Here is a 14,463-nt window from a genome sequence, read left to right as displayed (position 1 = left end):
GGGCAGGGATGCGCATGGTAGGCGCGATGTGTGGCGCGATCAAGGCGGGGCGCCCGCCCGTGGTGATCGCCCTGCTGCTCGCGGCCCTGGCCGTCCCGGCCGCACCCGCCGCCGCGTCGGAGCTGGAGCGGCTGGGGCCGGCGCTCAGGGACGCGGGCACGGCCGCGGTGGTCGAGGTGATAGACGGCGACACGGTGGTGCTCGACGACGGGCGCGAGGTGCGCTTCGTCGGCATCCAGGCGCCCAAGCTGCCGCTCGGCCGGCCGGGGTTCGAGGAATGGCCGCTGGCACCCGAGGCCCGCGCGGAAGTCGCCGGCATGATCGCCGGCGAGGCCGTCGCCGTGCGCCCCGGCGCCACCGAACGCGACCGCCACGGCCGCGTGCTCGCCCACCTGTTCCGCCTGCGCGACGGCCTGTGGGTGCAGGGGGCCATGCTGCGGCGCGGGCTGGCGCGGGTCTACACCTTCCCCGACAACCGCCTGCTGGCAGAGGAGATGCTGGCGGCGGAGGCCGAGGCGCGGCGCGCGGTGCGCGGCATCTGGGCGCTGGACTGGTACGCCGTGCGCGACGCTGAACGGCTGGCGCAACGGCGCGGCCCCGTGCCCGACGGTTTTTTTCTGGTGCGAGGAACGGTGCGGGATGTGGCGCGGGTGCGCGGGACGACCTACCTGAACTTCGGGCCGGATTGGCGCACCGACTTCACGGTCAGCATCGACTCCCGCGCCCGCCGCCTGTTCGAGGACGCCGGCGTGGACCTGGAGGCGCTGGAAGGCCGCGAGGTGCTCGCGCGGGGGTGGATTCGCAGTCGCAACGGGCCCATGATCGAGGCGACGCACCCCGAGCAGCTCCAGACCGACCCGGCCCTGGTGCGCGCCCGCAAGGAGGATTGATGAACAAGGACCGTGCCCGCCTCGCCTCCGCCGCCGATGCCGGCGAGGACGTTCTGTTTCCGCCGATCGAGGCGCGGGCCTGCGGCCACCTCGCGGTGTCGCGTCCCCACAGGCTGTACTGGGAGGAGAGCGGCAATCCGAACGGCGTCCCGGTGGTCTTCCTGCACGGCGGCCCGGGCGGCGGCTGCGGGCCGGCCTTCCGGCGGTTTTTCGACCCGTCCTTCTGGCGCATCATCCTGTTTGACCAGCGCGGCGCCGGGCGCTCGACGCCTTTTGCCGACGTTACCGACAACACGACACAGCACCTGATCGACGACATCGAGGCCCTGCGGGCCTACCTGGAGGTCGACCGCTGGGCCGTCTTCGGCGGCTCGTGGGGCTCGACGCTGGCGCTGGCCTATGCCCAGGTGCACCCGCAGCGGGTGGTGGGCATGGTGTTGCGCGGCATCTTCCTGTGCACGGACCCCGAGATCGACTGGTTCCTGCACGGCATGGGACCGCAGTTCTTTCCCGAGGCCTACCGCGCCTTCACCGGGTTCCTGCCGGCGGAGGAGCGCGGCGATCTGCTGGGCAGCTACTACGCCCGCCTGACCGACCCCGACCCGGCCGTCCACGGTCCCGCCGCGCGGTCGTGGAGCGGGTTCGAGGAAGCGTGCTCGCGCCTCATTCCCTCGCGCGCGCCCATGCAGCCGCCGCCGGCCGGGGCCGCCAGCCCCCGCTCCGCCGAGCGCGCCGGCCGCATCACCGAGCCGACCCTGGCGCTGGCACGGCTGGAGGCGCACTACATGGTCAACCGCGGCTTCATGGATGCCGGCCAGCTCATGGACAACATGCACAGGCTTGGCGACATCCCCGTCACCATCGTCCAGGGCCGCTACGACATGGTCTGCCCCATCGGCACCGCCGACGCCGTGGCGCAAACGCTGAAGCGGCCCCGCTACGTCATCGTGCCCGACGCAGGCCATTCGGCGCTGGAGCCCGGCACCCGGCGCGCACTGCTGGAGGCCATGCAGGACCTCAAGGGGTCGCTGGCGCGCTGACGGCGGCGCGGCTATAACACGCGCCCTCTCCCTTCCGATTCGCTCAAGGACCGAGCCATGACCGACCGCCTGTCCGACGCCTCCGGCCTCAAGAGCCTGGGCCGCGAGACCCGCTTCGAGTACGACACCGCCAACGCGGACCTGCTGGAGCGCTTTCCCAATCCCATGAAGAGTGCGAAGGGCCGCAAGGTCATCAAGGTGGTGGCGCCCGAGTTCACCTCGCTCTGTCCCATGACCGGCCAGCCCGACTACGCCACGATCGTGCTGGAGTACTCGCCGCGCGACTGGTGCGTCGAAAGCAAGAGCTGGAAGCTCTATCTCATGTCGTTCCGCAACGTGGGCGAGTTCCACGAGGCCTGCGTCACCCGCATGCACAACGACCTGGTGGCCCTGCTGGACCCGGAATGGATGGTGATCGAGGGCCAGTTCACTCCGCGCGGCGGCATCAGCTTCTGGCCCCGCATCGAGTACACGCGGGAAGGCTGACCGCCAACACCCCGGAAAAAGGAAAAGCGGACTTCCGGAGGGGTCCAGAAGTCCGCTTTCAGTCCTTGCCGACCGGGTTCTCCCAAGGAGCCGAGTGGGGGCGGGCTCCTTGGATGCGGTGTGGGGTGCGGCGGAAGAAACCCGTCCCGCAAGGATCATGAGGGCATCCTACGCCGCCGCCCGCAAGAACGCGCGTGCGAAAAAGTTGACCATTCAACCAAAAAGCATACCGCGTATCCTCTTTGGTATATGCCGCCGCGTCGCCGGGGCGTGTTGAAGCCTTGCGCGCCGGCGCGGGTCGGGGCACTGTCCCGCGTCATGACGATCCTCGCCCTGGAGATACCCTACCGCGATCCGCTGGCGGCCATCGCGCCCCTGGCGGCGGAGCCGGGTGCGGTGCTGCTGGATGCGGCGGCGCCCCGTGATCCGCGCGGCCGGTATGCCTATGTCTGCGCCCGGCCGCGCGCGCTGGAGCGCCTGAGCCTTGGTGCGGGCGACCCCTTCGCCGCCCTGGACGCCCTGCGGCCGGAACACCGCCCCGCCCTGCCCGGCCTGCCACCCTTCCAGACGGGCGTGGTGGCGCTGCTGGGCTACGAGCTGGGCGGCGCGGTCGAAAGCCTGCCCGCCCCGGCGCCCGACGACCTGGCCCTGCCCGACCTGTGGGCGGCGCGCTACGACACCATGGCCGCCTTCGACACCGTCGCGCGCCGCGCCTGGGTGGTCTCGGCCGAGAGTGAGAACGCCGCCCGCGCTTTCGCCGGCCTGCTCGCGCCGCCTGACGCGCCGCCCCTGCCGCCCCCAGTGGCGACGCCGGTGCCCTGGCGGCCGGAACGCCGCCGAACGGAGCACGAGGATGCCGTTGGCCGGGCCATCGCCTACATCCACGCGGGCGACATCTTCCAGGCCAACATCACGCAGCGGTTCCTGGGGGAGATGCCGGCGGGGCTGCCGGCCTTCGACCTCTACCGCCGCCTGCGTGCATGCTCTCCGGCGCCTTTCGCCGCCTGGATGGCGCTGGGCGACGGCGCGGCCATCGCCTCGGCCTCGCCGGAGCGGTTCCTGTCGCTCGACGCCGCCGGGCGCGTCGAAACCCGCCCCATCAAGGGCACCGCCCCGCGCGGCGCCACGCCGGAGGAGGACGCCGTCAACGCCGCCGGGCTGACCCGCAGCGTCAAGGACCGGGCGGAGAACCTGATGATCGTCGACCTCCTGCGCAACGACATCGGCCGCGTTTGCGCCACCGGCTCGGTCAAGGTGCCGGCGCTGGCGGCGCTGGAGACCTTCGCCAGCGTCCATCACCTGGTGTCGGAGGTGGAGGGGCGGCTCGCTGCGGGCCGGTCGGCGGTCGACCTTCTGCGCGCCTGCTTCCCCGGCGGGTCCATCACCGGCGCGCCCAAGGTGCGGGCCATGGAAATCATCGCCGAGCTGGAACCGGCGCGGCGCGGGCCCTATTGCGGGTCCATCGCCTGGATCGGCGCCGACGGAGCGATGGACTCCAGCATCGTCATCCGCACCCTGTGCATCGGCGCGGGCGGCCGGGTGGCCGCCCAGGCGGGCGGAGGCATCGTCGCCGACAGCATCCCGGCGGCCGAGTACGAGGAAAGCCTGACCAAGGCGGCGGCGCTGCTGCGCGCCCTGGACGGAGGCCTCAAGCGGTGATCGTGTGGCTGAACGGGGCGCTCCTGCCGGTGGACGAGGCCTGCATCGCGCCTAGCGACCGGGGCTTCACGCTTGGCGACGGCCTGTTCGAGACGATGCGGGCGGAGGCCGGGACGGTGCTGCGCCGCGACCGCCACTTGGCGCGGCTGCGCAGCGGGGCGGCCGTGCTCGGCATTCCCGTGCCGCTGGACGATGCCGGGCTGGCCGGAGCCCTGACGGCGGTGCTGACGGCCAACGATCTGGCGCAGGCGCCGGCGGCGGTTCTGCGGCTGGAACTGACGCGCGGCCCGGCGCCCGGCGGCCTCGCTCCGCCGGCGGAGCCCAGCCCCACCCTGCTGGTCACCACCCGCGCCGCACCCGCCGCCGCGCCGGCGCCCGTCCGTCTGGTGACGGCGCGCGGCACCCGGCGCAACGAGCATTCGCCCCTGTCGCGCATCAAGCACCTGGGCTACGGCGACATGATTCTCGCCCACCGCGAGGCATCGGGCAGCGGAGCGGATGACGCGATCGTTCTCAATACGGCCGGTCACGTTGCCGAAACCACCATCTCGAACGTATTTCTGGAGGTGGACGGTGCCTGGGTAACGCCGCCGGTGACGGACGGCGCCCTGCCCGGCACCCGCCGCGCCGCCCTGCTGGACGCGGGCGTGGCGGCCGAGGCGACGGTGACCCTGGCGATGCTGGCCCGCGCCCGGCGGGCGGTGTTGAGCAACGCCAACGGCCTGCGCCCCGTGGCGTCCATCGACGGCCGGTGTCTGAGCCTTGAGGAGGTGCCCGCGCCATGGCGCTGACCATCGAGCAGTCGGTCGACATCGCCGCACCCAGCGGCACGGTGTGGCGCGTGCTTGCGGATACCGACTCCTACGCCACCTGGAACCCCTTCATCCAGAGCCTGTCCGGCCGTCTTGAGCCGGGTGCGCGGCTGACGGCGCGGATCTGCCTGCCGGGGCGTCCGCCCATCGTCTTCCGGCCCCGTGTGCTGGTCGCGACGCCCGACCGGGAACTGCGCTGGCTGGGGCGCATGGCACTGCCGGGGCTGTTCGACGGCGAACACTGGTTCACCATCTCGCCGCGCACGCCGTCCACCTGCCGCTTCACGCAGGGCGAATGCTTCCGCGGGCTGCTGGTGCCGGCCTTCACCCGCACCCTGCCGGAAACCACCGCCGGCGCCTTCCGCGCCATGAACCAGGCGCTGAAGCAGCGGGCGGAGGCGCTGTGGTAGGGGCGGGCGCCGCGCCGCCTCGTATCAGACGAAACGGGGCCCGTGGGTCCACACCACCAGCGACCGGCGGATGCCGCGCGTGACCGGCGCGACGCGGTGCAGGGCATAACTGGGAAAGGCGATGGCGGTGCCGCGGTCGCTCGGGGCGGCTTCCGGCTCGCCGCGCGTGTTCAGTTCCAGCGCACCGCCGTCGTAGTCGGCGGGGTCGGAAAGCTGCACCGTCAGGCTGAGCTTACGGCTTTGGGGGATGCCGCGGCCGCCGATGTCGGAATGCCAGTCGTAGAAGCCGGCCACCTCGGACCGGTATTCGGTAAGCTGGATTTCCTCGTCGAAGCCCGTCAGCGCGAAGCCGAACACCTCTCGGTTGACGTCGGCCACCGCGCGGGTCAGGCGGGCGGCGATCCAGGCGGTGTCCGGGGCGTCGTGGTCCAGCCAGACGATGTGCGACCGGCGCACCGCGCTGGTGCTGACGCCGTTGACGAGGCCCGCCGCCTCGGCGGCCAGGCGGTCGCGCAGGGCGACGATGCGGTCGCAGTCCTCGGCGCTGAACACGCCCGGGACGGCGACCCATCCCCGCGGCTCGGCGCGCACGGGCGCCAGGCGGTCCACGGGGTCTGCGGCGGCCGGCGGCCCCCACGGCAGGACACGCTCCATCGCGCCTCCCTTTCCTGTCAGGCGTTGATGCGGAAGACGGGATGTAGCAGGAATCGCAGGAATTGCGAGTCCGGAAACGACAACGGCCGCCTCCTGGGGAGCGGCCGGTCCGGAAAACTCGGGTTTCGAAGATGGGGCCCGCCCCGCATCGGGCGGCCGCGTCCGGGAAGGACGGCCGCCGGCGGGGCGAGAGGGCTGCGTCAGCCCACCATGTCCGCCACGATGCGGCGGATGTCTTCAGGCGACAGGGACGTGCCGGTGCTCATGCCCTTGCCCGGCTCGGGGCGGGCGTTGGCACGCGCGGCGACGGCCGCTTCGCGGGCGACGGCGTGGGAGTGGCGAACGTCAGCGCTCCGATGTTCCATCATGTGCATTATCGTTATCCTTCGTTGTTGTTTTTCGGTACTGGCCGCGACGGGCTTGCGCAGAGTCGATCCCGGAGATGTACCCGGATCGTCCGCCCGTTTTCCATCGCGGTACTGTTAAAGTTAGGCGTCGGAAACGCGTCCGACAAGTGTCCATGCGGTGACCCGGCACACCCAAAGGTGAGGCTTTCCAGGCCCTTGGACGGGTTTGTGAACGAACGCTGTCCAACCGGACAGGGTTCGCATGTTCAGGCGGAGGCGGTCCGGGCCGCCGGGCCTTCGATGTCTTCACCCGGTTCGGAATCGGCATCCCACGCACTTTTCTTGCGGTAGATGGTCGACGCCGAAATGCCGAGTGCCGCGGCCGCCCGCGGGATGTTTCCGTCGCAGGCGGCAATGGCCGTCTCGATGGTTTCCTTCTCCACCTGCCACAGCGGCTTGATGCCCGGGCCCGTGCCGCCCGCCGCGGCGTCCGCGGCTTCGGCCGGTTCCACCGGGGCGGGCGCGGCCGCATGCGGCGGCGTCGCGCGGATGACCTGTCCGGGCAGGCTGCCGGTGGCGTTCACCGGCGGCGGCAGCATTTCAGCCGCCATCAGCTTTCCGTCGTTGAGGACGACGGCGTTGAGGATCACGTTCTGCAACTGGCGCACGTTGCCGGGCCAGGGGTAGCGCAGAAGCAGGTCCTCGGCCTCGGCGGTGAAGCCCTCGAAGCCCTTGCCCTCGCGGGCGGCGTCGATGCGCAGCAGGGTCCGCGCAATCTCCACCACGTCGCCCTCGCGCTCGCGCAGGGGCGGCAGGTGCAGGGGAATGACGTGGAGGCGGTAGTAGAGGTCCTCGCGGAAGTTGCCGTCCTCGACCTCTTTCAGCGGGTCCCGGTTGGTGGCGCAGACGATACGGACGTCGGCCTTCTCCACCTGCTCTCCGCCGACCCGCATATAGGTACCCGTCTGCAGGAAGCGCAAGAGCTTGGTCTGCAATTGCGGTTCCATTTCGCAGATTTCGTCGAGGAACAGCGTGCCGCCCTCGGCCCGCCTGGCGGCGCCGTCGCGCGACGACACGGCACCCGTGAAGGCGCCTTTGACGTGGCCGAAGATCTCGCTTTCCATCAGCCCGTGCGGGATGGCGCCACAGTTGATGGCGACGAACGGACCGTTGGCGCGCTTGGACTGCTTGTGCAGGGCTTCCGCCGCCAGTTCCTTGCCGGTGCCGCTCTCGCCGGTGATGAACACGGTCGCCTGTGTCGGGCCGGCCGCCTGAATGATGCGGTAAACCGACTGCATGGCCAGGGAGGCGCCGATGAAGCCGTGGAAGGTGGCGCGACCGAAGTCGTCCTTCAGTTCCTGCACCTGGGCCTTGAGCGTCTGGCGCTCCAGGGCGTTTTCCAGCGTGACCTTCAGGCGGTCGGCGTTGAAGGGTTTGACCAGGAAATCGTCGGCCCCGGCCTGCATGGCCTCCACCGCCATGCCGATGGAGCCGTAGGCGGTGGCGACCACCACCACGACCGGCAGTTCCTGGCGGCGGATGTGGGCCAGGATGTCCAGCCCGCTCATGTCCGGCAGGCGCACGTCCAGCAGCACCGCGTCGGGCAGCGACCGCTCCAGCGCCGCCAGGCCGGCTGCGCCGCTTTCCGCATGATCGACGTCGAAACCGGCCTGCGACAGGAAGGCTTCGGTCATGCGCGCGACGGAGAGGGTGTCCTCGACCATCAGCACGCGCGTGTTTGACTTTCCGCCCATATGCCGCTTCCCCCTGCGACCCAAACGAACCGTGGCGGCGGGATTTTTGTTTCCGCCCCTGCCTATCGAAGCCGCCCTAAGGCTTTCGTGTCAAGCATCGCGCAAAACGGGGCGCACCGTCCGGGCGTTCAAAAGGCATCGAAAAGCCGATCCACCGTCCGGACCCCCGCAGAGCCGCATGCCCGCGACCCTACTCCGCCGCCTCGCCGCCGTCCTGCTTGCCGCCCTTCTGGCAGCCTGTCTTGCCGTCTCCGCCCAGGCCCAGGGCGGCGGTGCCGTGCCAGGCCCGGCCGCGGCCGCCGACGGCGCGCGGGGCGGCGACGGCACGCCGCCGGCCGAGGAAGACAGCGACGAACGCTCCAGCGCCGCCCGCAAGCTGTGGCGCCCGATGGACACCCTGAATCCCGGCCTGCCCGAGCCCGAGACGCCCCTGACCCTGGCGACGCCGCGCGCGGCGCTGGCCAACTTCATGGATGCGGCCGAAGGCCGCGACTACGTGCGCGCCGCCAACGCCCTGGACCTGGGTTTCCTGCGCGAGGACCGGCAGGCGGGCCGCGGGCCGGTGCTGGCGCGCCAGCTTCACTACCTGCTGGACCGCAAGGTGGGGATCGAGTGGCGCGACATTCCCGACCGCCGCGACGGCGCCCGCACCGGTACCGGCAACGCGAACACCCCCTCCAGCGCGCCCGAACCCCGCCGCTATATCGAAGTGGCGGAGCTGATGCTCGACAGCCGGCCGGTATCCCTGCAGCTGGAGCGGGTGAAGCCGTCGGGGGCCGAGCCGGTGTGGGTCTTTCCCGCATCCACCGTCGAGGCGGTGCCCGGCCTCTACGCCGAGCACGGCCCCGGTATCCTGCAGCGGCAGATGCCCCGCGTGCTGACCGACAACATGTTCATCGACGTGCCGGTGTGGGAGTGGGCGGCGCTGATCGTCTTCGCCACGGCCTGCATCCTGCTGGGCTGGCTGGTGCGCACGGTGCTCAGCCAGTTCTGGTGGCGACCGTCGGACGCCGCCTGGACCGAGGGACTGACGCGCCACATCTCCACCCCGCTGATCCTTCTGGTGTCGCTGCTGGTCTTCAAGGGGCTGATCGGCTCGCTGCTCAGCCTGACCGGGCCGATCCTGCGCGTCATCGACGAGGTGACGCTGGCGCTTGTCGTCCTGGCCGGGACATGGCTGGCGATCCGGCTGGTGGTGCATTTCGCCGACAAGTTCGGCACGCCCTTCCTGTCCCGCAGCGAGAGCGAGGACGACCCCGAGGCCCGCCGCCGCCTGACACAGATCAGCGTCGGCAAGCGCATCGCCGTCTTCATCGTCATCATCGCCGGCGTCGGCATGGGGTTGAGCTACTACGAGGGCAGCGCCACGGTGGGGCTGTCGTTCCTGTTCTCGGCCGGGGCGTTTTCGATCATCCTCGGCATCGCGGCGCAGTCGGTGCTGTCGAACATTCTGTCGGGCATCCAGATCGCGGTGACCGAGCCCGTGCGCATCGGCGACAACGTGGTGTTCGAAGGCGACTGGGGATGGGTGGAGGAAATCACCTACACCTACGTCACCATCCGCACCTGGGACAAACGGCGGGTGGTCATCCCGCACACCTACTTCCTGTCCAAGCCGGTGGAGAACTGGTCCAAGACGGCGCCGCAGATGATCATGCCCATCTATCTCTACGCCGACTACCGCCTGCCGGTGGACAAGCTGCGGAAGAAGCTGGGCGAAATTCTGGAGAGCAAGAAGGACTGGGACCGGTCCTCGCCGCCGGCGCTGTACGTCACCAATGTCAGCGACGAGGCCATGGAGGTGCGCGCCCTGGTCTCGGCCCGCGATCCGCTGACGGCGTGGTACCTGCACGCCGAGGTGCGCGAGGACCTGATGGCCTATCTGCAGGGGCTGGAGAACGGCCGCTACCTGCCGCGCCGCCGCATCCAGCCGACGGACGCCGAGGGCTCCGTCCTGGGGCTGGCGCCCGGCGGGCCCGACAGCGATCCGGCGCGGGAGGCGGGCTCCGGCCGCCGCCTGACCGAGGAGGAGAAGGCCGCCGCCGCCGGCGACCCGGAAGCCACCGGCGAACCGACGCCCGAGGACCTGGAGCAGGAAGACGGCGAGGCCAAACAGGCAGAGGACGGCGCGGCCGCCAAGGCCGCCGGCGCCGAGACCGCGCCGGCGCCACGGAAAACCGGCAGCGACCGCTAGGCCGCCGCCGGATCGGGCGTCGTCTGGTGCGGCGTCGGCGCGCGTCCTGGGCCGGGGATCAGGCCGCCGCGGTGGTCTCGTGCTGGGTCAGCAGGGCGTAAAGCCCCTCGGCCGTGTCGGTGCCGCGCAGCTTCTCGCAGACACCACGGTCGCGCAGCAGGCGCGAGATGCGGGCCAGGGCCTTCAGGTGGTCCGCCCCGGCGGTTTCCGGCGCCAGAAGCAGGAACAACAGGTCGACGGGCTGCTCGTCGATGCTGTCGAAGTCGATGGGGCGGTCCAGGCGCGCGAACACGCCGTGCAGCTTGTCGAGCTGGGACAGCTTGCCGTGCGGGATGGCGATGCCGTTGCCCACGCCGGTCGTTCCCAGACGCTCGCGCTCCAGCAGGCAGTCGAAGATGGCGCGTTCGTGCAGGCCGTTGAGTTGCGCGGCGTGCTTCGCGATCTCCTGGAGCGCCTGCTTCTTGCTCGTCGCCTTCAGGTTGGGAATGACGGCTTCGGGGCTGAGCAGATCAGAGATCTCCATGCCGGTCCCTCGTCCAGAGTGCTGTTTCAAAAGTAAGACATCGGGTCCGGGGGCCGCCTTGCAAGCCGTCTCGCGACCTTGTGAGCAAGCGGGGTCCCGGCCGGGTGGTTCCTAGCACCGCCGGACGTCTTGTTTCCCGGTGGTGAGCGTGCCGCGACAGTCGGTATCGTTCCGGGTCTGCGCGGCCTTGTTCTCAAGGCGGCGGAAGGTAGGCCGTCGCAGAACCGAAGTCAAGCCGAACAATGCGGGCTTTGGCGAAAGATGTATGCAAATTCGCCAGGGTCAGGCCTGTGATAATTTCATCTTCTTTTCGCGCCTCCGCTGAACCGAGGATGGAATCCGCATCGCCTCACGATACTTGGCAACGGTTCGGCGGGCGATGTCGATCCCTTCCTTCTTCAAAAGATCGACGATGGTGTCATCCGAAAGAATGGCTTTGGGATCTTCGGCGTCGATCAGCGCACGAATCCGGTGACGCACCGCCTCCGCCGAATGGGCCTCGGCGCCATCCGAGCCGCCGATCGCCTGGGTGAAGAAGTACTTCAACTCGAAGATGCCGCGCGGGGTGGCGATGTACTTGTTGGATGTCACCCGGCTGACGGTGCTTTCGTGCATGTCGATGGCCGTCGCGATGTCGCGCAGGATCAGCGGCCGCAGCCCCGCGACGCCGCGCACGAAGAAGGCGTCCTGCTGGCGCACGATTTCCGTCGCCACCTTCAGGATGGTGTTGGCCCGCTGGTCCAGCGCCTTGACCAGCCAGTTGGCGGTCTGGAAGCTTTCCGCCAGGTAGCCCTTTTCCTCCTTGCCGCGCGCGGCCTTCGACACGGTGGCGAAATAGCGGCGGTTGACCAGCACGCGGGGCAGGGCCTCGCTGTTCAGCTCAACCAGCCAGCCGCCGTCGGGGGCGGCGCGCATGATGACGTCGGGGATGACCGGCTGGGCCGGCACATCGGCAAACCGCGAGGCCGGGCGCGGATCGCAGCTTCGGATGTCGGCGATCATCTCCACCAGGTCCTCGTGGTCGGCGCCGCACACCTTCATCAGCTGCGTCATGTCGCGCTTGGCCAGCAGGTCGAGCCGTGCCAGCAGGGCCTCCATGCAGGGGTCCAGGCGGTCCTTCTCGCGCAACTGGATGGCCAGGCATTCCGCCAGGTCGCGGGCGAACACGCCGGGCGGGTCGAAACGCTGCAGGCGCGCCAGCACGGCGTCCACACGGTCCACCGGCGCGCCCAGGGCCTCGGCCACCTCCGCCACCGGGGTCGCCAGGTATCCCGCCTCGTCCAGGCTGTCGATGAGCGCCTGGCCGATCAGCCGCTCGGGGCCGGGCGGGACGTCGACCGTCAACTGATCGACCAGATGGTCGCGCAGAGTCGTGGTGCCGGCGAGCGTGTTCTCGAAGCCGCCGTCGTCGTCCATGAAGTCGCGCCGGCCGCCCGCTCCGACGGCGGACCAGTCGCTCAGGCCCGGATCGGCGCCGCCCGCGCCCGCGTCCGCGCCGCCGCCCGCGTCGGCGTCGTACTCCTGGTAATCGGCGGAATTATCCACCTCCACGTCCAGCGGCGCCTCGCCCGTGGCCCCGCCTTCGCGGGCGTCCACCAGCAGGCCTTCGCCGGCGTCGCGGCGGTCGTCGTAGCGCTCGGCATCGGCGGCCCGGTCGCGCGCTTCGGCCCGCTCCAGAAGGGGGTTGCGCTCCAGCTCCTGCTCCACGTAGGTGGTCAGCTCCACGTTGGACAACTGCAGCAGCTTGATCGCCTGCTGCAGTTGCGGCGTCATCACCAGGGACTGGGTCTGCCGAAGGTGGAGGCTGGGCGCGAGAGACATGATGCGGCCGGCGTTCCGGGACCTAGAGACTGAACCGGTCGCCCAGGTACACCCGGCGCACACCTTCGTGCGCCACGATGTCGTCGGGCGTGCCTTCCATCATCACCTGGCCTTCATGCAGGATGTAGGCGCGGTCGATGATGTCCAGCGTTTCACGGACGTTGTGGTCGGTGATCAGAACCCCGATTCCGCGGTTTTTCAGGTGCGCCACCAGGTCGCGGATTTCGCCCACCGCGATGGGGTCGATGCCCGCCAGCGGTTCGTCCAGCAGCACGAAGTGCGGGTTGGTCGCGAGCGTTCGGGCGATCTCCACGCGGCGGCGCTCGCCGCCCGACAGCGACAGGGCCGAGGCGCGGCGCAGGTGGGTGACCGAGAACTCCGCCAGCAGGCTCTCCATGCGGTGCTCGCGCTCCTCCTCGTCGTCGGTGGCGACTTCCAGCACGGCGCGCAGGTTCTGCTCCACCGTCATGCCGCGGAAGATGCTGGCCTCCTGCGGCAGGTAGCCGATGCCCTGGCGGGCGCGGCGGTACATGGGCAGCCGGGTGACGTCGGTGCCGTCCAGGGCGATCAGGCCGGTGTCCGGCGTGATCAGGCCCGTGACGCAGTAAAAGCAGGTGGTCTTGCCGGCGCCGTTGGGGCCCAGCAGGCCCACCGCCTCGCCGCGCTGGACGCCCAGCGACACGTCGCGCAGCACCGGCCGCCCCTTGTAGGACTTGCCGATGGCCTCCACCGCCAGTCCGGCGGCGCCCGGCAGAACCCGCAGGTCCGGGTCCCGCGACGCCGGCCCGGCCTCGGCGGCCGCGTCAGGTGTCGACTGAACGGGTCGAAGCGCCATGGTCACGCCTTTCCTCTCATCCCCGATGGGCCCGCCGGGTGCCGCGCAGGCCCGCAGCGGCGCACCCCACACGATGCGCCGGCGTCAGCTTCCGCCCTGGTCGCTGCCCCGGTTGGGCACCAGCAGCCCGCGCGCCTTGCCGGCGGAGCCGCTGTGCATGGTGCTGATCCCGGTGTTCAGGTTCGTGGTTGCCCGATTGCCCGTCAGCACGTTCTTCTCACGGGTGATTTTAACCGAACCTTCCAGCTCGGCGATACCCGTTTTGGCATTGTAATTGCCTTTGTCGCCCTCGGCGATCTCCTGGGGCGTCGTGATGACCACCGCCCCGTCGCCGTAGATGCGGTCCAATTCGCTGTCGCCGGCCAGGCTGTCGCCCGTGCCGTCGCCGCCGTCCGTGGGCGCCGGCGCCGGCGCCGCTGCTTCGGCTGTCGCGCCCTCGGCCTCGGGGTCCTCGAAGAAGGCCGTCAGCACGTCGGCGCGGATGCGCCGGTCGCCCCGCACGGCGACGGCGTCGCCCTCGGCGACCGCCTTTTTCTCTATCTCGTAGTATCGGATCTCATCGTCGGCCGTGACCACGTCCGTCGGCGTGACCAGCTTGGCCGGCGCGCCCCACAGGTAGAGCACGGCGTTGTCCACGTCATAGCGCGCCCGGTTGCCGGTGGCGGTTTCCTGAGGGCTCTCGATGCGGACGTTGCCCTCGGCCGTGAGATTGTAGATCTCGGTGCCGCCGCCCTCTTCCTCGGGGCGCTCGCGGTAGTCGGCCGTGAGTACGTCGCCGAAGACCTGCGTGTCGCCCTTGATGGCGACGGCGTTGCCGCGTGCGATGAAGCGCTTTTCGTCCTGCACCCATTCGATGCCGTTGTCGGCCAGAACCTCGATGGGTTGCGGTTCGTTCGGGTCGCCGCCGGTGGCAAGGTCGATGGTCTGCGCCACCGCCGGCGCGGCACCGGCCGCCGCCAGGGCGCCGGCGCCCAGCGCCACCGCCAGGGCGGCCGACGCCGCAAGGCGGCGAAGCGGGAAGGAGAGCATCATGCGGCA

Annotated in this window: 14 protein-coding genes; 7 read left to right on the top strand and 7 right to left on the bottom strand. The window is 70.4% G+C overall.

The window, feature by feature from the left end; translation table 11 throughout:
• Positions 1–14 precede the first annotated feature (14 nt).
• The 6 genes from C882_RS04010 (at position 15) to C882_RS03985 (ending at position 5,297) form a co-directional block, all read left to right on the top strand.
• On the top strand, positions 15–890 hold the full coding sequence (locus C882_RS04010) for a thermonuclease family protein (RefSeq protein WP_236262464.1): 876 nt from the start codon (positions 15–17) through the stop codon (positions 888–890).
• Positions 890–1,930 carry a prolyl aminopeptidase gene (pip, locus tag C882_RS04005; RefSeq protein WP_009539264.1) on the top strand — a complete coding sequence of 347 codons (1,041 nt, stop codon included), beginning with the start codon at positions 890–892 and terminating at the stop codon, positions 1,928–1,930. The genes C882_RS04010 and pip overlap by 1 nt, the downstream gene beginning before the upstream one ends.
• Positions 1,931–1,987: 57 nt before the next feature.
• Positions 1,988–2,416, top strand: coding sequence for a preQ(1) synthase (gene queF / locus C882_RS04000; protein WP_009539263.1), 429 nt, complete (start codon positions 1,988–1,990; stop codon positions 2,414–2,416).
• 318 nt (positions 2,417–2,734) lie between these two features.
• The gene (pabB, locus tag C882_RS03995) at positions 2,735–4,075 is read left to right on the top strand and encodes an aminodeoxychorismate synthase component I (RefSeq protein WP_009539262.1); all 1,341 of its coding nucleotides are present in this window, start codon (positions 2,735–2,737) and stop codon (positions 4,073–4,075) included.
• Positions 4,072–4,866: an aminotransferase class IV gene (locus tag C882_RS03990; RefSeq protein WP_009539261.1), complete on the top strand. Its 795-nt coding sequence runs from the start codon at positions 4,072–4,074 to the stop codon at positions 4,864–4,866. Before pabB ends, C882_RS03990 begins: the two co-directional genes overlap by 4 nt.
• A complete protein-coding gene (locus tag C882_RS03985) occupies positions 4,857–5,297 on the top strand; it encodes an SRPBCC domain-containing protein (RefSeq protein WP_009539260.1) in 441 nt (146 codons plus the stop codon). The genes C882_RS03990 and C882_RS03985 overlap by 10 nt, the downstream gene beginning before the upstream one ends.
• Positions 5,298–5,321: 24 nt before the next feature.
• Here C882_RS03985 and C882_RS03980 read toward each other — a convergent pair whose 3' ends face one another.
• The 3 genes from C882_RS03980 to C882_RS03975 form a co-directional block, all read right to left on the bottom strand.
• Positions 5,322–5,951, bottom strand: coding sequence for a 2OG-Fe(II) oxygenase (locus C882_RS03980; RefSeq protein ID WP_009539259.1), 630 nt, complete (start codon positions 5,949–5,951; stop codon positions 5,322–5,324).
• Between the two features lie 200 nt (positions 5,952–6,151).
• On the bottom strand, positions 6,152–6,319 hold the full coding sequence (locus C882_RS24930) for a hypothetical protein (RefSeq protein ID WP_160166765.1): 168 nt from the start codon (positions 6,317–6,319) through the stop codon (positions 6,152–6,154).
• A gap of 245 nt (positions 6,320–6,564) precedes the next feature.
• Positions 6,565–8,052 carry a sigma-54-dependent transcriptional regulator gene (locus C882_RS03975; RefSeq protein WP_009539257.1) on the bottom strand — a complete coding sequence of 496 codons (1,488 nt, stop codon included), beginning with the start codon at positions 8,050–8,052 and terminating at the stop codon, positions 6,565–6,567.
• 178 nt (positions 8,053–8,230) lie between these two features.
• On the opposite strand from C882_RS03975, the gene C882_RS03970 reads away from it, so the two are divergent.
• Positions 8,231–10,246: a mechanosensitive ion channel family protein gene (locus tag C882_RS03970; RefSeq protein ID WP_009539256.1), complete on the top strand. Its 2,016-nt coding sequence runs from the start codon at positions 8,231–8,233 to the stop codon at positions 10,244–10,246.
• 58 nt (positions 10,247–10,304) lie between these two features.
• On the opposite strand, the gene ptsN is transcribed toward C882_RS03970, so the two are convergent.
• From ptsN to C882_RS03950, 4 genes are all read right to left on the bottom strand, one after another.
• Positions 10,305–10,769 carry a PTS IIA-like nitrogen regulatory protein PtsN gene (gene ptsN, locus C882_RS03965; RefSeq protein ID WP_009539255.1) on the bottom strand — a complete coding sequence of 155 codons (465 nt, stop codon included), beginning with the start codon at positions 10,767–10,769 and terminating at the stop codon, positions 10,305–10,307.
• Positions 10,770–11,051: 282 nt separating this feature from the next.
• Positions 11,052–12,590: an RNA polymerase factor sigma-54 gene (rpoN, locus tag C882_RS03960; RefSeq protein WP_009539254.1), complete on the bottom strand. Its 1,539-nt coding sequence runs from the start codon at positions 12,588–12,590 to the stop codon at positions 11,052–11,054.
• 22 nt (positions 12,591–12,612) lie between these two features.
• Positions 12,613–13,425 carry an LPS export ABC transporter ATP-binding protein gene (gene lptB / locus C882_RS03955; RefSeq protein ID WP_009539253.1) on the bottom strand — a complete coding sequence of 271 codons (813 nt, stop codon included), beginning with the start codon at positions 13,423–13,425 and terminating at the stop codon, positions 12,613–12,615.
• 84 nt (positions 13,426–13,509) lie between these two features.
• Positions 13,510–14,457 carry an LptA/OstA family protein gene (locus tag C882_RS03950; RefSeq protein ID WP_160166764.1) on the bottom strand — a complete coding sequence of 316 codons (948 nt, stop codon included), beginning with the start codon at positions 14,455–14,457 and terminating at the stop codon, positions 13,510–13,512.
• Positions 14,458–14,463: the final 6 nt, after the last annotated feature.

Source organism: Caenispirillum salinarum AK4 (assembly GCF_000315795.1).
In the GTDB taxonomy this organism is placed as follows: domain Bacteria; phylum Pseudomonadota; class Alphaproteobacteria; order Rhodospirillales; family Rhodospirillaceae; genus Caenispirillum; species Caenispirillum salinarum.
Note: the sequence above shows the minus strand (reverse complement) of the source record. Positions and strands in the feature narration are given on the sequence as shown.